Consider the following 18,385-nt stretch of genomic DNA (forward strand, 5'->3'; position numbering starts at 1 on the left):
ATTGGTCATGAATATTCTGTTGAAGCGCGTTCTCGACCGCCTGGTGCGCACCGGCAATCTCAAGGTAACCGGCCCCAAGGGCTCGACAGTGGTGTTCGGCGACGGCAGCGGCGAGCCGGTGCACATGCACATCAAGACCGCGCATGCCGAGCGCGCCATCACCTTCGATCCGATGCTGGCGGTGCCGGAATCCTACATGGACGGCGAACTCGACATTCTCGAAGGTGGCGTGCTGGGTGTGATGCGCATCGCCTTCCAGAACATGGGCAGCGGCGGCATCGACGCCACCTGGTCGAAAGCCATCGAAGGCCTGCGCCACGCCTTCCGCCGCCTGCAGCAGATCAACACCGCTTCGCGCTCGCGCCGCAACGTGCAGCGCCACTACGACCTGTCGGGGGACCTCTACCGGCTCTTCCTCGATGACGACATGCAGTATTCCTGCGCCTATTTCGAGCAGCCGGACATGACGCTCGACGAAGCGCAGGCCGCCAAGAAACGCCACATCGCCGCCAAGCTCAGGCTGAAGGCGGGCCAGACGGTGCTCGACATTGGTTCCGGCTGGGGTGGGCTCGGCCTCTATCTCGCCAAGGCGTTCGACGTCGACGTGCAAGGCGTGACGCTGTCAACCGAACAGCATGGCGTCGCCACCGACCGCGCGCACGCGCAAGGGTTGGAAAGCCGCGTGCATTTCGAGCTCAAGGACTACCGCGAGCTCAACGAGCGTTTCGACCGCATCGTTTCGGTCGGCATGTTCGAACATGTCGGCGTCAACCACTTCCGCACCTTCTTCGACAAGAGCGCGACACTGCTCAAGCCGGATGGCGTCATGCTGTTGCACACGATCGGCCGCTCCGGCGTGCCGTGGGCGACCAGCGCCTTCATCCGCAAATACATCTTCCCGGGCGGCTATATCCCCGCGCTCTCCGAAGTCATGCCGGCGATCGAGAAGTCGGGGCTGGTCGTCACCGACATCGAAATCCTGCGCCTCCACTATGCCGACACGCTGAAGCACTGGGGCGAGCGCTTCGCCGCCAACCGCGACAAGGCCAAGGCGATCTACGACGAGCGCTTCTGCCGCATGTGGGAGTTCTACCTGGCCGCTTCGGAAGCCGCTTTCCGCTGGCAGGATCTCGTGATCTTCCAGATCCAGCTCGCCAAGAAGAACGACACCTTGCCGATGACGCGCGACTACATGGCCAAATGCGAGAAGGCGCTTGAGATGCGCGATATGGGACACCGTGAAACGGCTCCCATCAATCCCATCAAAAAGAGCCCGGCTGCTAAGCCAGCTCGCCGCCGCAAGGTTGCGGACTAAAGCGCGTCGCGTTTGAACGGACCCATGCGACGCGCTTTAGGTCTTTGTTTTATGCATGTCGTTCTCCCAAAACCGGGGCCACTTTTGGGCGACATGTATTAGAAATACTATTGCCGCTTGCCATTGCCCGCCCCTGCCCTGAAAAAGGTCCCGTGATCGCCACCGGACCTTTTTTCATGACCTACGTCCTCTACGTCGCTGCCGCGCTGGCCGAGATCGCCGGCTGCTTTTCGTTCTGGGCCTGGTGGCGGCTGGAGAAGTCGCCGCTGTGGTTGCTTCCCGGTCTCGCCTCGCTCGCTCTGTTCGGCTTCCTGCTGGCGCTGGTCGATGCCAATGCCGCCGGCCGCGCCTACGCCGCCTATGGCGGCATCTACATCGCGGCGTCGCTTGGCTGGCTTTGGTTGGTGGAGGGCGTGCGCCCCGACCGCGGGGATCTTGCCGGTGCAGCGCTCTGCATTGTCGGCGCCTCCGTGATCCTCATCGCGCCACGCGGAGCCTGAGCATGGAGTTGCCGGCCCCACTTCGCCAGGGCGTCGAGCGCTTGCTCGAAAACGTTCCATTGGCGACACTGAAGCAGGCGGCAAAAACGCTGTCCGACCGCTACCGCGCCGAGTTACGCGACGGCCGGCTGCATATGGCGCAGGACGTGGCCGTGCGAGCCTATCTGGCGACGCGGCTGCCGGCGACCTACGCCGCCGTCCGCGCCAGCCTCGACGCGCTGAGCGACGCCAGGCCCAGCTTTCAACCCAAGAGCCTGCTCGACGTCGGCGCCGGCCCTGGTACGGTGCTTTGGGCCACCACCGACCTGTGGCCCGATCTTGAACAGGCGGTGCTGTTCGAAGCCAGCGCCGCGGTGCGCAAGGTCGGCGAGACGCTTGCCGCCGGCGCAATTGCCGCTCGAACCAGATGGCTGGCCGGCGACGCCACCATCGACCTTGCCGATCTCGAGCCGGCCGATCTGGTCACTTGCGCCTATGTGCTCGATGAAATTGTCCCTGCGTCTCTGCCAAAGCTCATCGGTCGGTTGTGGCAACTCACAGGCGATACGCTGTTGATCGTCGAACCGGGCACGCCCGCCGGATGGCAGCGCATCCTTGCGGTGCGCCGGCAACTGATAGAGGCCGGCGCGCATGTGCTTGCGCCTTGCCCGCATCAGGCGCCCTGCCCGCTCGACCCGCCCGACTGGTGCCATTTTTCCCGCCGCGTCGCCCGCTCACGCCTGCACCGGCTGGCCAAGGATGCCGACGTGCCATGGGAGGACGAGAAGTTCATCTATGTCGCCGCCTCGCGACAGCCGGCTCCTTCCCTTCGGGCACGGGTCATTGCGCCGCCAAAATCCGGATCCGGCAAGGTGTTGCTGAAACTTTGCGAGAGCAACGGCAGTGCCGGCGAGAGGCTGTTCACCAAGCGCGACGGCGAGACGTTCAAGGTCGCTCGGCGGTCGGACTGGGGCGACGTTCTGGAGACTTGACCGGCACAATTGTTCTTGCTTCGTTCTTGTTTTTCGTGTAAATTGTTACCTTGCTGAGTCAACTGAAATCGGGGCACGGGAATTCTGTCCTGTGGACGATTTGTTGTTCCTGTGAACAAGCGAGCATTGATGTTGGTTGGCATCGACACTGTTGCAGATAAGTCAGCACTGACTTTTCCCATTCTGGTATCGAAAAAGCCGGGATCGGAATCGGGGATATCATGGCAGAAGCAGCGCGAAAATTCGGCGTCGCGGAAACACCGCTCTATCGCGAAGCACCGAACAACATCGAGGCCGAGCAGGCGCTGCTCGGCGCCATCCTCGTCAACAATGACGCTTTCTACCGCGTCTCGGACTTCCTGAAGGCCAGCCATTTCTACGAGCCGCTGCACCGCAAGATCTATGAGGTGGCGTCAGAGTTCATCCGCATGGGCAAGGTGGCGACGCCGATCACGCTAAAAACCTTCCTGCCGGCCGACGAGAAGGTCGGCGACATGACGATGGCGCAATATGTCGTGCGGCTGGCGGTGGAAGCCGTCACCGTCGTCAACGCCACCGACTATGGCCGCGCCATCTATGACCTTGCGACGCGCCGCGCGCTGATCACCGTCGGCGAGGACATGGTCAACATCGCCTATGACGCGCCGGTCGACATGGCGCCCACCGAACAGATCGAGGATGCCGAGCGGCGGCTGTTCGAGCTGGCCGAAAACGGTCGCTACGACGGCGGTTTCGAAAGTTTTTCCGATGCGTTGAAGAACGCCGTCGACATGGCCAGTGCGGCCTATATGCGCGATGGCCACCTCTCCGGTATTGCCACCGGCCTGCGCGATCTCGACCACCGCATGGGCGGCTTGCAGCCATCGGATTTGATCATCATCGCCGGCCGCCCGGGCATGGGCAAGACATCGCTGGCCACCAACATCGCCTACAATATCGCTGCCGCCTATGAGCCCGCCCAGCAGGCCGACGGCTCCGTCAAGGCAGCCAATGGCGGCGTCGTCGGCTTCTTCTCGCTCGAAATGTCGTCGGAGCAATTGGCCACCCGCATCATCTCCGAGCAGACCGAGATCCCATCGTCGAAAATCAGGCGCGGCGACCTGACGGAAGCCGATTTCGGCAAGCTTGTCGCGTACACGCAGGAGAACCACAAGCGCCCGCTCTACATCGACCAGACGGGTGGTATTTCGATTGCCCAGCTCGCGGCTCGCGCCCGCCGCCTCAAGCGCCAGCGCGGGCTGGATCTGATGGTCATCGACTATATCCAGCTTATGCAGGGTTCGTCCGCAAAGGCGTCGCAGAACCGCGTCCAGGAAATCACCGAGATCACCACAGGATTGAAGGCGCTCGGCAAGGAGCTTGGCGTGCCGATCATCGCGCTCTCACAGCTCTCGCGTCAGGTCGAAAGCCGCGACGACAAGCATCCTCAGCTGTCCGACTTGCGCGAATCGGGCTCGATCGAGCAGGACGCCGACGTGGTGCTCTTTGTGTACCGCGAGGAATATTACATCAAAAACAAGGAGCCGGAGAAAGGCACGCCCGAGCACCTCGCCTGGGAAACAAAGATGATCGAGGTCCAGGGCAAGGCCGAAGTGATCATTGCCAAGCAGCGCCATGGACCGACTGGCACTGTCAGCCTTGCCTTCCAGGGCGAATTCACCCGCTTCTCCGACCTTGCCGAAGAGCATCACCTGCCGGAAAGGTTCGAGTGACCTCTTGAGAAAGGTCTCTTTCCTTCGCCAGGCAGCATCCGACTGATGGCCAAATCGCGCGTTCAGTTCATCTGCCAGAATTGCGGATCGGTGCACCAGCGCTGGGCCGGCAAATGCGACGCCTGCGGCGAGTGGAACACACTCGTCGAGGAAGGCACGTCCGGCGGCATCGGCTCGGGACCGGCCAACACGCGCAATGCCCGCAAGGGCCGCGCGGTGGTGCTGACCACGCTGTCGGGCGACATCGAGGACGCGCCGCGCATCATCTCGGGCATCGGCGAGCTCGATCGCGCCACCGGTGGCGGCTTCGTGCGCGGCTCGGCGCTGCTGGTCGGCGGCGATCCCGGCATCGGCAAATCGACGCTGCTCACCCAGGCCGCAGCTGCACTGGCGTCAAAAGGCCACCGCGTCGTCTATGTCTCGGGCGAAGAGGCCGTCGCGCAGATCAGGCTACGGGCGCAGCGGCTCGGTGTTGCCGCCGCCCCAGTGGAACTTGCAGCCGAGACCAATGTCGAGGACATCCTGGCCACCATCGCCGACGGCAAGCGGCCGGACCTGGTGATCCTCGACTCGATCCAGACGCTGTGGACCGACCTCGCCGATTCGGCGCCAGGCACCGTCACCCAGGTGCGCGCCGCCGCCCAGGCGATGATCCGCTATGCGAAATCCACGGGTGCGGCGATCGTCCTGGTCGGCCATGTCACCAAGGAAGGCCAGATCGCCGGGCCACGCGTCGTCGAGCATATGGTCGACGCCGTGCTCTACTTCGAGGGCGAAGGCGGCCATCACTTCCGCATCCTGCGCACGGTGAAGAACCGCTTTGGACCGACCGACGAGATCGGCGTCTTCGAAATGTCGGACAAGGGCCTGCGCGAGGTTGCCAACCCGTCCGAGCTTTTCCTTGGCGAACGCCATGCGAAATCGCCCGGTGCCGCGGTTTTCGCCGGCATGGAGGGCACGAGGCCGGTGCTGGTCGAGATCCAGGCACTGGTCGCGCCGTCCTCGCTCGGCACGCCGCGCCGCGCCGTCGTCGGCTGGGACGGCGCCCGGCTGTCGATGATCCTGGCGGTTCTCGAAGCCCATTGCGGGGTGCGCTTCGGCAGCCATGATGTCTATCTCAACGTCGCCGGCGGCTATCGCATTTCGGAGCCCGCGGCCGATCTGGCGGTGGCGGCGGCACTGGTTTCCTCGCTCACCGGTCTTGCCCTTCCCGCCGATTGCGTCTATTTCGGCGAAATCAGCCTTTCGGGCGCCGTGAGGCCGGTTGCGCATGCGCAACAGCGCCTCAAGGAAGCCGAAAAGCTGGGTTTTGGAAGCGCGGTTCTGCCCTTGGGCAGCGAGGAACTTGCCGGGGGGATCGGGGCCGGTGCTTTCCAGCCGACCGAGCTTGCCGACCTCGTGGCACGCATAGCCGGCTCACGCCGAAGCCGCGTGGACGAGCAAGATTAGAGCATCGGACCCGAAAGTGGGAACCGGTTTTGGGAAAACCCGATGCTACGCGCTATAATGCGGCTCATGGAGTGGGGCGAAAGACATGCCGATTACGCTGCTTGACGGAATTCTCGTCGGCTTCACCCTGGTCTCGGCGATGCTCGCCATGGTTCGCGGCTTTTCGCGCGAAATCCTGTCCGTCGTCTCCTGGGCAGCGGCGGCAGCGGCGGCGTTCTTCTTCTACAAGCCGGTCCTGCCTTACCTCAAGCCTTACATCGACAACGAAAAGATCGCCATGGCGGCTGCCGCCGGCATCGTCTTCGTCATCGCGTTGATCGTCGTCTCGGTCATCACCATGAAGCTCGCCGACTGGATTATCGATTCCAGGATCGGCGCACTCGACCGCACGCTGGGCTTCCTCTACGGCGCGGCACGCGGCATTCTGGTCGTTGCCGTCGCGCTGCTGTTCTTCAACTGGCTGGCTGGCGCCAAGGCACCGGCCTGGGTCACGGATGCCAAGTCGCGGCCGTTGCTGGAACAGATCGGCGCCAAGCTCGAAAGCCTGCTGCCCGAGGATCCGGAAAACTCCATCCTCAAGAAGCTCAATCCGAATCAGCCGGCTGCCGAGACGCCCGCCGCTCCGGACGCACCGGCGGCGGATGCTCCGGCAGGTGGCGACGATGCCAATACGCCCGCGCCGGACGATGACGCCGCAACACCGCCCGCGGACAACGCCCCGGCCAATCCAGCACCAGCTGCACCGGCAAACTGACGCCCTGAACGGGCGCCGTGAACTGACGATGGTGTGAACGGCTGCACGGTGTGCGTTGCTTTCGACGCGAACCCGCATTATATGGCGATTTTAGCGGAGCTTAAGATGGCAGACGCAGACGACGTGCTTTCCGCCGAGGCCGACGACCATTTCCACGACGAATGCGGCGTGTTCGGCATCTTCGGCCGGCAGGATGCGGCAGCCATCGTCACACTTGGCCTGCATGCGCTGCAGCATCGCGGCCAGGAAGCCGCCGGTATCGTTTCCTATGACGGCACCCAGTTCCATGTCGAACGCCATGTCGGCCTGATCGGCGACACCTTCACCAAGCAGCGCGTCATCGACAGCCTGCAAGGCAACCGCGCCATCGGCCATACGCGCTACGCCACGACGGGCGGCGCCGGCATGCGCAACATCCAGCCCTTCTTCGCCGAACTGGCCGATGGTGGCTTTGCCGTCGCCCACAACGGCAACCTGACCAACGCCATGACCGTGCAGCGCGCGCTGCAGAAGCAGGGCGCGATCTTCTCGTCCACCTCCGACACCGAGACGCTGTTGCACCTTGTCGCCACCAGCAAGGAGCGCGATTTGAACTCGCGTTTCATCGACGCGGTGCGCCAGGTCGAGGGCGCCTTCTCGCTGGTGGCGATGACATCCAAGAAGATGATCGGCTGCCGCGATCCGCTCGGCATCCGGCCGCTGGTGCTCGGCGATCTCGACGGAGCCTGGATCCTGGCGTCCGAAACCTGCGCGCTCGACATCATCGGCGCGCGTTTCGTGCGCGATCTCAAGCCCGGCGAGATGGTCGTCGTCACGTCCAAGGGCATTGAAAGCCTGTTCCCGTTCGAGCCCCAGAAGACCCGCTTCTGCATTTTCGAATACGTCTACTTCGCCCGGCCGGATTCCTCGGTCGAAGGCCGCAACGTCTATGAAGTGCGCAAGCGCATCGGCGCCGAACTGGCGCAGGAAAGCCCGGTCGAGGCCGACATCGTCGTGCCGGTGCCGGATTCCGGCACCCCGGCGGCGATCGGCTTTTCGCAAGCCGCCGGCATTCCCTTCGAGCTCGGCATCATCCGCAACCACTATGTCGGCCGGACCTTCATCCAGCCGGGCGATTCGATCCGCCACATGGGCGTCAAGCTGAAGCACAACGCCAACCGCCGCATGATCGAGGGCAAGCGCGTGGTGCTGGTCGACGACAGCATCGTGCGCGGCACCACCAGCCAGAAGATCGTGCAGATGGTGCGCGACGCCGGCGCCAAGGAAGTGCACATGCGCATCGCCTCGCCGCCGACGCGCGCCTCCTGCTTCTATGGCGTCGACACGCCGGAAAAATCGAAGCTTCTGGCATCGCGCATGTCGGTGGAAGAAATGGCCGAGTTCATCCGGGTCGATTCGCTCGGCTTCCTCACCATCGAGGGCCTTTATCGCGCCGTCGGCGAGGCCAGCCGCGACAACGACCAGCCGCAATTCTGCGACGCCTGCTTCACCGGCGAATATCCGACCCGCCTGCTCGACTTCGAAGGCCACGACAATGTGCGCACGCTGTCGCTGCTGGCGACGAGCGGGTCGTAGGCTCTTGCGGCACCGTCATCTGCGTTAATCAAATTCCCGGAATCCATCGCATGACCCTCGACCTTACCGGCCGCGTTGCGGTCGTCACCGGCGCCTCGCGCGGCATCGGCTATTTCATCGCCAAGGAGTTGGCTGCAGCCGGCGCGCATGTCATCGCGGTTGCGCGCACCGTCGGCGGGCTGGAAGAGCTCGACGACCAGATCAAGGCGGCCGGCGGCCAGGCGACGCTGGTGCCGCTCGACCTCGCCGACATGGTCGGCATCGACCGGCTGGGCGGCGCCATCCACGAACGCTGGGGCAAGCTCGACATTCTCGTCGCCAATGCCGCCGTCCTCGGCGTCATCTCGCCGATCGGCCATGTCGAGGCGAAAACGTTCGAGAAGGTGATGACCATCAACGTCATCTCGACATGGCGGCTGATCCGCTCGGTCGACCCGCTGCTGCGGCTCTCCGACGCCGGCCGCGCCATTTTGCTGTCCGCGAATTCGGCCCACTCGGCGCGTGCCTTCTGGGCCCCCTACGCGGCATCAAAGGCTGCGGTCGAGACGATGATGCGCTCCTGGGCGCATGAGACGCAAAGCCTGCCGCTCAGGGTCAACGCCGCCGACCCAGGCGCCACCCGCACCGCGATGCGCGCCCAGGCGGTGCCTGGCGAGGATCCCGCAACACTGCCGCACCCCTCGGAGGTCGCCAAACTTATCGTGCCGCTGGCCAGCCCGGACCTGAAAGAGACCGGACTGATCTTCCAGGCCAAGCACAACCGCTTTGTCGCCTATCGTCAGCCGGAATAGCTGCTTTTTTGCCGGAAGATTTTCGGCACTGCCGACGTTCTTCGAATGTCAGACATTCGAACCCTGAACGGAGGACACCATGCGCAGAGTGCTTCTCGCCACCGCCGCCGCCCTGATCGCAGCCGCGGGCGCCGCCTATTCGCAAGACGCAACGATGAGCTTCTTCGTCACCAGCGTTGGCTCCGGCAAGGGTGCCGACCTCGGCGGCCTCAAGGGTGCGGACGCGCGTTGCGCCTCGCTGGCGGAAGCCGCTGGCGTCACCGGGAAGAGCTGGGCCGCCTATCTGTCGACCAGCGACACCGACGCGCGCGACCGCATCGGCAAGGGGCCCTGGATGAACGCCAAGGGTGTGAAGATCGCCGACGACGTCGCTTCATTGCACAGCGACGCCAACGGCATCACCAAGCAGACGGCGCTGAACGAGAAGGGCGAAGTGGTCAACGGCCGTGGCGACACGCCAAACCGCCACGACATGCTGACCGGCTCCAAGCCCGACGGCACAAAGATCGCCGACCAGACCTGCGGCGACTGGACGATGAGCGGGGCGGAAGGTGCCGCGATGATGGGCCATCACGACCGCACCGGCCTTGACGATTCGGCGGCTGCCAAATCCTGGAACTCCTCGCACGCGTCGCGTGGAGGCTGCAGCCAGGAGGCGCTGAAGGGCACCGGCGGTGACGGCCTGTTCTATTGTTTTGCCACCAACTGAGCCCGCTTGGACCTCAGGAATTGGGGCTAGAATCCACCGTATCATCACGCGGCTGTGATGTGACGGTGGAAGGCTGCGCGGCGGTCATGCTTTCGTCATTTCCATGGAGTTGGTAGAAGTACCGACTCCCGCAACAAACGCCCTGGCTGGGCAGAACAAGGAAATTCCCCATGGCTTCGACCGTAGCGTTGGTCTGGTATCTGGTAATCGCCGGCCCGCAGGGCGGCATGGTCGTGCTGCCCAGCACCTTCGACAAGCGCGAACAGTGCACCGCCGCCATCACCGAATATCAGAAGCAGCCGACACCGACCGGCTGGTCGGTGCAATGCGTGCCGAGCGCCTCGCCCTTCACCGACGAGGGCGACGCCGAAGAGCCGGCAGCACAGTAAGCATCAGGCGCACGGGATCCGTGGCCGGCGGCCGCGGATCTCGTGGCGTTTCAGCGCCGTGCGCTTACCGTCAGCTCCGGCTTCTGGTTGATGGTCTGAAACACCACGCAATAGCGCTCGGTCAGCTTCAGCAGCGAGTCGATCCGCTCTTGCGGCTCATCGGTGTCGAGACTGAAAGTGAGCCGGATGGCGCGAAAGCCAACCGGCGCATCCCTGGCGACACCGAGCGTGCCGCGAAAATCGAGGTCGCCTTCGGCTTCCACCGTGGCGGCGCCGAGCTTGAACTCCAGCGCCGTCGCCACCGCCTTCAGCGTCACCCCGGCGCAGGCCACCAGCGCCTCCAGCAGCATGTCGCCCGAGCAGAGCTCGAGCCCTGAGCCACCGGTCGCGGGATGCAGTCCGGCGATTGCAATCGCCCTGCCCGTCTCCACCTTGCAGGCAACCGACTGGTCGTCGATCGAGCCTTTGGCGCGAAGCGTGATCAACGCCTGCGAAGCGTCGTCGCGATAGGCCTGCTTCAGCGGCGCCTGCATAGCCTTCAGTTCGGTGGCATCCATTTTCGTTCCTTTCGACAGTCTTCGGCGCCTTCTTAGCATTGTGTTGCGAGGTATGTGCAGACCCTTGGATGCGCTGGAGGGACAGCGCAAAGGAACGCGGCGCCAGGAGACACAGACCATTGCCACAAGCCATTTCCTTTGACTTCGATCGCCTCGGCCATACCTATGCGACAGTCGTTCCCGGAGGCGTCATGCGTACCAGGCTGAAACTCATTCCCGCCATCCTGCTGATACTCACCGCTCTCGTGCAACCCGTCTTGGCCGAAACAGCCGAGCGCCCTGCGCCGACGGATGGCGTGCTGTCGTTGCTGCCGCCCGCGCAGACCACGGACCATTCGATCACCATCGCCGGGCGCAGCCTGCAATATCAGGCTACGGCCGGCACGCTGTCGCTGCTTTCCGGCAAGGGCGAGGTCACGGCGGAGATCTTCTATGTCGCCTACACGCTGCGATCGCCGGCGGGCGCGGTGAAAGACTCGCGGCGCCCGATCACCTTCGTGTTCAACGGTGGCCCGGGAGCGGCGTCCGCCTATCTGCATATCGGCGCGCTCGGACCGCGCGTGATAGCCACCGGAACCGAGGGGGAATTCCTGCCTTCGCCGCAAAAACTCATCGACAATCCGGACAGTTGGCTCGACATGACCGACCTCGTCTTCGTCGATCCGGTCGGAGCCGGCTACAGCCGCGAGGCACCGGGCCAGGACACGCACGACTTCTGGGGTGTCAACCAGGATGCCAGTTCAATGGGGGCTTTCATCCGGCTCTATCTTGCTCAGAACAGCCGCACCGGATCTCCGTTGTTCCTCGCCGGGGAAAGCTATGGCGGGTTCCGGGCGGCGCTGCTCGCCAGGACACTGCAAGAGGATATCGGCATCAGTCCAAGCGGCATCGTGCTGATCTCGCCAGCGCTCGAATTCATGCTTGTCCAGCCCGACGAATTCGAGCCGCTGCATTGGGCGCTCGAACTTCCCTCGCTGGCGGCGGTGCGCCTGCACGCCGAAGGCATTGGTGGCGAGGCGCTGCGGGAGAAGCTCGCCGAGGTCGAGCACTACGCGTTGGGCGATTACCTTGCGGCTCTCGCCAGCGGGCTGGAGCAAGGCGGGCGGCTGGCGAGCCAGCGCGTGGCGGAGATCACCGGCCTGCCGCTCGACCTCGTCCAGCGGAACTTCGCCCGCATCCCGACCGGACTGTTCGCAAGGGAGTTCGCCCGCGCCAGCGGCAATGTGCTCAGTCCTTATGACGGCACGATCGCGACTGCCGATATCGCGCCGGAGAGCGCCGGCATTGCCGGTCCGGATCCGGTGCTCGACCGCAGCGTCCCGGCACTGACCTCGGCTTTCGTCGGCTACGCCCGTGACGAACTGAATTTCCACACCGATGTCAGCTATCGGTTGCTCAACGGCGATATCAGCCACAATTGGGATTACGGCATCTCGCGGCAAGGCTATGCCGGCGTAATGGATGATCTGCAGCGAGCGCGCTCGCTGAACCCTGCGCTCGGCGTGGTCATCGTCAATGGCTACACCGACCTTGTCACGCCTTACCTGGCTTCGCGCTACTTGGTGAGCCAGATCCCGTCACTCGCCAATGCCAAGCCCATCCGTCTCGATGTCGTCGACGGCGGGCACATGATGTATTTCAGACCCGACGGTCGTCGCGCGCTGAAAGAGGCCGCTTCGGAACTCTACCAGCCGACGCAGTAAGGTTCGCAACGCAGCTCGCCAAGGAACCCCTGCCCCAACGCAAGCATGAGGCTGGCGTAGCGCTGCGCCGGCTTTCGCCCGTATAGCTTGGTGCCAGAGAGCTGACTTCCCAGGCTCTTTACATCGCTCCTCGCAGCATTTCTGTCGCCTCCCGCACCCTAGGTTCCGCGCCTTATGGCCGATGTCGCCATTCTTGAAACACGCGAAAGGGTCCTTGCCGGGATCCTGCTGACGGGGGCGGCCTATTTCCTGTTTTCGACGCAGGATGCCTCGATCAAGCTGCTGGTCACCGGCATGACGGTCTGGCAGATCATGTTCTTTCGCAGCATCACCATTCTCGGCGCCTGCGCGGCGATCGGCGGGCGACGGCTGTTTGCCGACACGGTGCGATCGCAGATCGTGCGGCCGATGCTGGTGCGCAGCGCCTTCACGCTCGCCGCCTGGCTTTGCTACTACAACGCCGCGCGCAGCCTGCAGCTCGCCGAACTGACCACCGTCTATTACGCGGCACCGATCATCGTCACCGTGCTTTCGGTGGCGATGCTCGGCGAAAAGGTGCCGATGCTGCGCTGGCTTGCGGTGCTGATCGGCTTTGCGGGCGTCTTCGTCGCTTGCGACCCGACCCATCTCGGCCTGTCCGTGCCGGTGCTGCTGGTGCTGGCGGCCGCCGGTCTGTGGGGTATCGCCATCGTGCTCTTGCGCAAGACCGCGCTTGCCGAACGCTCGATGATCCAGCTTCTCCTCAACAACTTCTATTTCCTGCTCTTTTCGGCGGGGCCGGCGCTGCTCTGGTGGCACACACCGGACTGGCGCCAGTTGCTGCTCCTCGCCAGCGTCGGCGCGCTCGGCGGGTTTGCGCAATATCTTCTGTTCGAAGGCATGAAGCGAACGCCGGCTTCGATCCTCGCACCCCTTGAATACACCTCGCTGCTGTGGGCGTTCGCGCTCGGCTTTGCGATCTGGGGCGACGTGCCGCGCCGCGAGGTGTTTCTGGGTGCTGCCCTTATCGTCGCCGCCGGGCTGCTGATTGTCGGCACCGAGCATTTCCGCAAACGGCTATGATGTGGATCGCCATCACTGCTGACGCTACGATGTCAGGATGCAACGGCGTAGGCTGGCGGTATGAGTGACATTGCAGCCACGACGGACAGCACCGCCGAACGCACGCTGGGTATCCTGCTGGTGTCGTCATCGGCGGCGGTGTTCGGCCTGACCGGCGTCTTGACCAAGTCGATCCATGCCGATCCGCTGACCATCACCTGCTGGCGCGGCTTTGTCGGCTCGATCCTGATCAGCCTCTATGTGTTGTGGCGGCGCCACCGCTCCGGCGGCCGCGAAACGCTGCGCCTTGGCTGGCGCGGCTGGCTGCTGGCGGTGGAAGGGGCGCTGGCCAGCATCGCCTTCATCTCGGCCTTCAAATTCACCTTCGTCGCCAATGTCGCGATCATCTACGCCACGGCGCCGTTCGTCACCGCGCTGCTGGCCTGGGTTCTGACGCGTGAACCGTTCCGCCTGCAGACGATGGTCGCCGCCGCCGTGTCGCTGTGCGGCGTTGCAATCATGGTCTGGTCCGGCTTCGGCACCGGCAATCTGTTCGGTGACGGGCTGGCGCTGCTGATGACAATCGGCAGCGCGCTCTACATGATCATGGTGCGTGCCTTCCGCGACACGCCCGTGGTCTGGGCCGGCGCGGTGTCGGCCTTCCTGCTGTTCGTGCTCGGCTGGTTCGTTACCGATCCGCTGGCGGTTTCACCAAGGGATGCCGTTCTGCTCGTCACCTTTGGTGTCTCCTTCGCGCTGTCCTCAGTCCTGTGGACAGAAGGCGCGCGGCTCATTCCAGCCGCCGAATCCGGGCTGCTCGGCTCGGCCGAAGTGCCGTTCGCGATCCTGTTTGCCTTCCTGTTCCTGGGCGAGATCGCACCAGCCGCCAGCATGATCGGCGGCGCCATCGTGTTGTGCGCGGTGTTTGCCCATGCGGGGCGGGATTGGCTGATGGCCCGCTCGCAACGCATGGCGTCAAATATTTCGTAAAAAAGTTACACAGTCACGGAACCATCATCCGGGTCACGCATTATTGGTGTGACGGGCCACCCCCAAGTCCCCCCAAACCCCTCGGCCCGTCCTACTTCGAAGCCGACCGCAAGGTCGGCTTTTTCTTTGGCGCTTAATCCGCCGCGAGACCCGATCTCGTCGATTCAGCCAAGGAGCCCGGGCAGAGCCAAGTTACCGCTGAGCAGTGCAGCCAGATCGGATGCCGGACCATCGGCACCGGAGCGCAGCCGAATGGCGAATTCAGCCGTCGGAACCTGTGGCAGGCCAAATTCGCGCGGCGCCTCGACAATGCCGGAATGGGCAAAGCGCGCCGTTCGAAGCGTCAGCGCAACACCCGCATTCACGGCCGTGCGCAGGCCGGCCAGGCTGGCGCTGCCGGCGGCGATGCGATAGCGGCGGCCGGCCGCATCGAGTGCGGCAAGTGCTGCTTCGCGAAAGCCGCAATACGGATCGAGCAGCGCCAGCGGCAATTCTTCCTGGCGCGAGGCCAGCCCTTTTTGCGAACATAGCCATATCATCGGCTCGCGCAGCACGCCGACTTCGTCCGGCGTTGCCACCTGGCGCATGACGATTGCCAGATCGAGCCCGCCGGACTGTATCGCTTGCGCCAGTTCGGCGGAGCGGCCGACACGCAATTCGATCCTGACGCGCGGATGGCCGACGGCGAAGGCGCGCAGCAGCTCGGGCAAGCCGCTGTCGGCAAAATCCTGCGTCGTGCCGATGGCAACGTGCCCGGCGGCGCGCGCGCCCTTCAACGCCAGCCATGCCTCGCGGTGCGCGGCAAGGATGCGCCTTGCGTGGCCGACGAGATCCTCGCCGGCCGGCGTCAGGCCACGGCCCCGGCCCTGCGGCGCCAGAAGCGGTTCGCCGACGATTTCCTCAAGCCGCTGCATCTGAGCGGTGACCGCCGAGGGTGAACGGCCGACGCTTGAAGCCGCCTGCGCCAGCGTGCCGCTGTCGACGAAAGCGAGAAAGGTCCGGAGCAGATCAGGATCGAGCGTTTCCATAGTTCGATAATATCGAATCTTCAGTTAAAAACAATTCGATTTTTTTGATTCAATGTTAGTGGCATGGTCTCTCCAACGGCGATCAGACGCCGCTCAAACCAAGGAGAAGAAAAATGCCCATCATCAACATCAGCGTCACCGGCAAACCTGATGCCGCCCTGTCCGCCAGGATCGCCAGAGAAATCACCGAGATCACCGCCACGCAGCTGCGCAAGGATCCGACCATCACCGCGGTTGCCGTATCCTATATCGACCCGCAGCACTGGTTCGCCGGTGGCAAGTCATTGGCCGAGCATGGCAGCAACACGTTCTGGCTCGATATCAAGGTGGTCGACGGCACCAACACCAAGCTCGAACTCGAAGCCTATCTGAAGACGATCTTCGACGCCTTTGGCCGCCTGCTGGGCGGGGTGCACGAGGAAAGCTATGCCTTCGTGCACGAAGTGCCGGCCGCCGCCTATGGCTATGGCGGCAAGACGCAGGAGTTCCGTTTCATCAGCGGGCGGTTGAAGGCGGCGTAGCTCCTTCTTCCCACAAGGGCAGAAGGAAAAAGCTCCGCATTGACGTTGCTCCCACATCGTCTAGATTCTGGCCGAAGCGGCCGCAAAAGAGCCGCGATGCTAAAATCGTTGGGAGAGACGCGGCATGATCCTGACACTGGCGCTGCTTGCGGGTCTTGTTCTGGCCTGGCTGCTGATCGGCGTGGTGGAGAAATTCCGCCTCGGCCTGCGTTTCACCCAGGCACTGCTCTATGTGCCGTTCAAGCTCGCCTACCGGATCAGCGACAACCGCATCAGGATCGCCCGCAAGGCGCAGGTGCCCGTCATCTACGTCATTTCGCACCAATCGCGTTTCGAGCCGGCGCTGATGCTGTCGCTGCTGCCGGACGACACGCTGCATATCCTCGACGAGGTCTCGGCGCGGTCGCCATGGCTCGAACCGTGGCGCGAGCTTGGCCGCACCATCGCCTTCAACGCCGAGCATGTCTTCGTCAGCCGCCGGCTGGTGCGCGTGCTGAAGGGCAAGGGGCGGCTCGCCGTCTATCTGCCGGATGCGGTCGAGCCTGACGTCAAGACGTTTCGCCTGTTTCGCGCCGTCACCCGCATCGCCATGCAGGCCGACGCCAAGATCGTGCCGATCTTTGTCGCCGGCGCGCGCAGCCTGCCGGTGTCGCTGACGCCGGCGGACAAGGCACCGCGGCACTGGTTTCCACAGCTGTCGATCAGCGTGCTGGAGCCGATGACCATCGCCGAACTGGTGGCGCGCAACCCCGACCAGGCCTCGAACACCAACGCGCTGTTCGACCGTGTCGCCGAGGCCCGGCTTTTCGGCACCGACCTCGATCGTGGCCTGTTCCTGGCCATGCGCGATGCCGCAACCCGTGTCGGCGCCTCGCACCCGATCATCGAGGATGTCATCTCCGGCGCGCTGAGCTACCGCAAGATGTTCATCGGCGCCCGCGTCCTGGGCCGCCGGTTCGAGGCGGTGACGGCGCCGGGCGAAGCGGTCGGCCTGCTTCTGCCCAACGCCAATGGCGTGGTGCTGTCGTTTGTCGGCCTGCTGTCTGCCGGCCGGGTGGCGGCAATGATCAACTACACCGCCGGCCCGGCCAGCGTGACCGCCGCGGTGCGCACGGCGGTGATCCGCACGGTTGTCTCCTCCCGTGCCTTCGTCGAGAAGGCCGACCTCGGCGACATCGTCGCGGCGGTCGAAAACGGCGGCGCCAAGCTGCTTTGGCTGGAGGATGTGCGGGAAAGCGTCGCCGCGCTGGACAAGCTTGCCTCCGCCTTGCTGTGGCGCTGGCCGCTGCAGCGGCAGGATGCGGCCAAGCCTGCGGTGATCCTGTTCACCTCGGGGTCGGAAGGCACGCCCAAGGCGGTGGTGCTGTCGCACAGGAACCTGCTTGCCAACGCCATGCAGGCCGAGGCGCGCATCACCATCTCGCCCGCCGATATCCTGCTCAACGTGCTGCCGGTGTTCCACTCCTTCGGCCTGACGGGCGGCACCATCCTGCCGCTGGTCACCGGGGTGAAACTGTTCCTCTACCCCTCGCCGCTGCATTACAAGATCATCCCGGAGGTCGCGCGCAAGGCGAAGCCGACCATCATGTTCGGCACCGACACGTTCCTCGCCAACTATGCGCGCACCGCCAAGGACGGCGATTTTTCCAGCCTGCGTTTCGTCGTCGCCGGCGCCGAGGCGGTGAAGCCGGAAACCCGCCGCGTCTATCGCGAACGCTTCCAGGCCGAGATCATCGAAGGTTTTGGGCTGACCGAAGCCGCACCGGTGGTTGCCGTCAACACCGCCATCCATGGCCGCGATGGCACCGTCGGCCGGCTGCTGCCGGCGATGCGCATGAAGCTGGAGCCGGTCGAAGGCATCTCCGACGCCGGCCAGTTGTGGCTCGACGGACCGAACCTGATGATGGGCTACATGACTGCGGATCGCCCGGGCGAATTGCAGCCGCTGACCGGCTGGCATGATACTGGCGACATCGTTGCCGTCGACCGCGAGGGCTTCATCACCATTCGCGGCCGCGCCAAGCGCTTCGCCAAGATCGCCGGCGAAATGGTGTCGCTGGGTGCTGTCGAGATGCTGGTGCAGTCGCTGTGGCCGGAAGAACGCCATGCGGCGGTGGCGGTGCCGGACAAGAGGCGTGGCGAGCGCATCGTGCTGGTCACCACCGCCGACGATGCCAATCCCGACGAGTTGCGCAAGTTCGGCAAACAGGCGGGTGCCGCCGAACTGATGGTGCCGAACGACATCGTCAAGGTCGAGGAAATCCCGGTGCTGGGTTCCGGCAAGACCGACTATGTGTCAACGAGAAAGCTGGCGATCGACAGGCTGGGCCTCGGCGTTGCGGCCTGAAACTACAAAGACCTGATCGAGAATTCGAGAACC

The 18,385-nt window shown here is 64.2% G+C and carries 17 protein-coding genes; 15 read left to right on the forward strand and 2 right to left on the reverse strand.

What is annotated here, in order from left to right; translation table 11 throughout:
• Nucleotides 1-7: 7 nt before the first annotated feature.
• The 10 genes from ACFFNA_RS26495 (at nucleotide 8) to ACFFNA_RS26540 (ending at nucleotide 10,165) form a co-directional block, all read left to right on the forward strand.
• Nucleotides 8-1,315 (forward strand): cyclopropane fatty acid synthase, encoded by a 1,308-nt coding sequence (locus tag ACFFNA_RS26495; protein WP_111549234.1) that lies wholly within the window; start codon nucleotides 8-10, stop codon nucleotides 1,313-1,315.
• A gap of 176 nt (nucleotides 1,316-1,491) precedes the next feature.
• Nucleotides 1,492-1,815 carry a YnfA family protein gene (locus ACFFNA_RS26500; protein ID WP_111549391.1) on the forward strand — a complete coding sequence of 108 codons (324 nt, stop codon included), beginning with the start codon at nucleotides 1,492-1,494 and terminating at the stop codon, nucleotides 1,813-1,815.
• A gap of 2 nt (nucleotides 1,816-1,817) precedes the next feature.
• Nucleotides 1,818-2,786: a small ribosomal subunit Rsm22 family protein gene (locus tag ACFFNA_RS26505; protein WP_378922857.1), complete on the forward strand. Its 969-nt coding sequence runs from the start codon at nucleotides 1,818-1,820 to the stop codon at nucleotides 2,784-2,786.
• Between the two features lie 221 nt (nucleotides 2,787-3,007).
• Nucleotides 3,008-4,498: a replicative DNA helicase gene (locus ACFFNA_RS26510; RefSeq protein ID WP_023761614.1), complete on the forward strand. Its 1,491-nt coding sequence runs from the start codon at nucleotides 3,008-3,010 to the stop codon at nucleotides 4,496-4,498.
• Nucleotides 4,499-4,543: 45 nt separating this feature from the next.
• Nucleotides 4,544-5,947 (forward strand): DNA repair protein RadA, encoded by a 1,404-nt coding sequence (radA, locus tag ACFFNA_RS26515; RefSeq protein WP_111549232.1) that lies wholly within the window; start codon nucleotides 4,544-4,546, stop codon nucleotides 5,945-5,947.
• 85 nt (nucleotides 5,948-6,032) lie between these two features.
• Nucleotides 6,033-6,701, forward strand: coding sequence for a CvpA family protein (locus ACFFNA_RS26520; protein WP_378922859.1), 669 nt, complete (start codon nucleotides 6,033-6,035; stop codon nucleotides 6,699-6,701).
• Between the two features lie 105 nt (nucleotides 6,702-6,806).
• The gene (gene purF, locus ACFFNA_RS26525; RefSeq protein WP_378922861.1) at nucleotides 6,807-8,276 is read left to right on the forward strand and encodes an amidophosphoribosyltransferase; all 1,470 of its coding nucleotides are present in this window, start codon (nucleotides 6,807-6,809) and stop codon (nucleotides 8,274-8,276) included.
• A gap of 50 nt (nucleotides 8,277-8,326) precedes the next feature.
• Nucleotides 8,327-9,067: an SDR family NAD(P)-dependent oxidoreductase gene (locus tag ACFFNA_RS26530; protein ID WP_378922863.1), complete on the forward strand. Its 741-nt coding sequence runs from the start codon at nucleotides 8,327-8,329 to the stop codon at nucleotides 9,065-9,067.
• Nucleotides 9,068-9,146: 79 nt separating this feature from the next.
• Nucleotides 9,147-9,776 (forward strand): hypothetical protein, encoded by a 630-nt coding sequence (locus tag ACFFNA_RS26535; protein WP_378922865.1) that lies wholly within the window; start codon nucleotides 9,147-9,149, stop codon nucleotides 9,774-9,776.
• Between the two features lie 170 nt (nucleotides 9,777-9,946).
• Complete coding sequence (locus ACFFNA_RS26540) at nucleotides 9,947-10,165, forward strand: hypothetical protein (protein ID WP_111549227.1); 219 nt, start codon at nucleotides 9,947-9,949, stop codon at nucleotides 10,163-10,165.
• A gap of 50 nt (nucleotides 10,166-10,215) precedes the next feature.
• On the opposite strand, the gene ACFFNA_RS26545 is transcribed toward ACFFNA_RS26540, so the two are convergent.
• Nucleotides 10,216-10,722 (reverse strand): OsmC family protein, encoded by a 507-nt coding sequence (locus ACFFNA_RS26545; protein WP_378922867.1) that lies wholly within the window; start codon nucleotides 10,720-10,722, stop codon nucleotides 10,216-10,218.
• Between the two features lie 191 nt (nucleotides 10,723-10,913).
• On the opposite strand from ACFFNA_RS26545, the gene ACFFNA_RS26550 reads away from it, so the two are divergent.
• The 3 genes from ACFFNA_RS26550 (at nucleotide 10,914) to ACFFNA_RS26560 (ending at nucleotide 14,456) form a co-directional block, all read left to right on the forward strand.
• Nucleotides 10,914-12,425 carry a S10 family peptidase gene (locus ACFFNA_RS26550; protein ID WP_378923090.1) on the forward strand — a complete coding sequence of 504 codons (1,512 nt, stop codon included), beginning with the start codon at nucleotides 10,914-10,916 and terminating at the stop codon, nucleotides 12,423-12,425.
• A 174-nt stretch (nucleotides 12,426-12,599) separates the two neighbouring features.
• The gene (locus ACFFNA_RS26555) at nucleotides 12,600-13,487 is read left to right on the forward strand and encodes a DMT family transporter (RefSeq protein WP_378922869.1); all 888 of its coding nucleotides are present in this window, start codon (nucleotides 12,600-12,602) and stop codon (nucleotides 13,485-13,487) included.
• Nucleotides 13,488-13,547: 60 nt separating this feature from the next.
• A complete protein-coding gene (locus tag ACFFNA_RS26560) occupies nucleotides 13,548-14,456 on the forward strand; it encodes a DMT family transporter (RefSeq protein ID WP_111549224.1) in 909 nt (302 codons plus the stop codon).
• A 164-nt stretch (nucleotides 14,457-14,620) separates the two neighbouring features.
• Here ACFFNA_RS26560 and ACFFNA_RS26565 read toward each other — a convergent pair whose 3' ends face one another.
• Nucleotides 14,621-15,484: a LysR substrate-binding domain-containing protein gene (locus tag ACFFNA_RS26565; RefSeq protein ID WP_378922871.1), complete on the reverse strand. Its 864-nt coding sequence runs from the start codon at nucleotides 15,482-15,484 to the stop codon at nucleotides 14,621-14,623.
• A gap of 113 nt (nucleotides 15,485-15,597) precedes the next feature.
• Between ACFFNA_RS26565 and ACFFNA_RS26570 the strand changes: the two genes are divergently transcribed.
• Nucleotides 15,598-16,005 (forward strand): tautomerase family protein, encoded by a 408-nt coding sequence (locus tag ACFFNA_RS26570; RefSeq protein WP_378922873.1) that lies wholly within the window; start codon nucleotides 15,598-15,600, stop codon nucleotides 16,003-16,005.
• Between the two features lie 124 nt (nucleotides 16,006-16,129).
• Nucleotides 16,130-18,352 carry an AMP-binding protein gene (locus ACFFNA_RS26575; RefSeq protein WP_378922875.1) on the forward strand — a complete coding sequence of 741 codons (2,223 nt, stop codon included), beginning with the start codon at nucleotides 16,130-16,132 and terminating at the stop codon, nucleotides 18,350-18,352.
• Nucleotides 18,353-18,385 lie beyond the last annotated feature (33 nt).

The organism is Mesorhizobium kowhaii (assembly GCF_042431665.1).
GTDB classification, from domain to species: Bacteria; Pseudomonadota; Alphaproteobacteria; order Rhizobiales; family Rhizobiaceae; genus Mesorhizobium; species Mesorhizobium kowhaii.

Bases quoted from the DNA above. Each gene is read 5' to 3' on its own strand.
- ACFFNA_RS26495 (WP_111549234.1), top strand. From the start codon at position 8: ATGAATATTCTGTTGAAGCGCGTTCTCGACCGCCTGGTGCGCACCGGC.
- ACFFNA_RS26555 (WP_378922869.1), top strand. From the start codon at position 12,600: ATGGCCGATGTCGCCATTCTTGAAACACGCGAAAGGGTCCTTGCCGGG.
- ACFFNA_RS26500 (WP_111549391.1), top strand. From the start codon at position 1,492: ATGACCTACGTCCTCTACGTCGCTGCCGCGCTGGCCGAGATCGCCGGC.
- ACFFNA_RS26530 (WP_378922863.1), top strand. From the start codon at position 8,327: ATGACCCTCGACCTTACCGGCCGCGTTGCGGTCGTCACCGGCGCCTCG.
- ACFFNA_RS26570 (WP_378922873.1), top strand. From the start codon at position 15,598: ATGCCCATCATCAACATCAGCGTCACCGGCAAACCTGATGCCGCCCTG.
- ACFFNA_RS26540 (WP_111549227.1), top strand. From the start codon at position 9,947: ATGGCTTCGACCGTAGCGTTGGTCTGGTATCTGGTAATCGCCGGCCCG.
- radA (WP_111549232.1), top strand. From the start codon at position 4,544: ATGGCCAAATCGCGCGTTCAGTTCATCTGCCAGAATTGCGGATCGGTG.
- purF (WP_378922861.1), top strand. From the start codon at position 6,807: ATGGCAGACGCAGACGACGTGCTTTCCGCCGAGGCCGACGACCATTTC.
- ACFFNA_RS26560 (WP_111549224.1), top strand. From the start codon at position 13,548: ATGAGTGACATTGCAGCCACGACGGACAGCACCGCCGAACGCACGCTG.
- ACFFNA_RS26520 (WP_378922859.1), top strand. From the start codon at position 6,033: ATGCCGATTACGCTGCTTGACGGAATTCTCGTCGGCTTCACCCTGGTC.
- ACFFNA_RS26510 (WP_023761614.1), top strand. From the start codon at position 3,008: ATGGCAGAAGCAGCGCGAAAATTCGGCGTCGCGGAAACACCGCTCTAT.
- ACFFNA_RS26575 (WP_378922875.1), top strand. From the start codon at position 16,130: ATGATCCTGACACTGGCGCTGCTTGCGGGTCTTGTTCTGGCCTGGCTG.
- ACFFNA_RS26550 (WP_378923090.1), top strand. From the start codon at position 10,914: ATGCGTACCAGGCTGAAACTCATTCCCGCCATCCTGCTGATACTCACC.
- ACFFNA_RS26505 (WP_378922857.1), top strand. From the start codon at position 1,818: ATGGAGTTGCCGGCCCCACTTCGCCAGGGCGTCGAGCGCTTGCTCGAA.
- ACFFNA_RS26565 (WP_378922871.1), bottom strand. From the start codon at position 15,484: ATGGAAACGCTCGATCCTGATCTGCTCCGGACCTTTCTCGCTTTCGTC.
- ACFFNA_RS26535 (WP_378922865.1), top strand. From the start codon at position 9,147: ATGCGCAGAGTGCTTCTCGCCACCGCCGCCGCCCTGATCGCAGCCGCG.
- ACFFNA_RS26545 (WP_378922867.1), bottom strand. From the start codon at position 10,722: ATGGATGCCACCGAACTGAAGGCTATGCAGGCGCCGCTGAAGCAGGCC.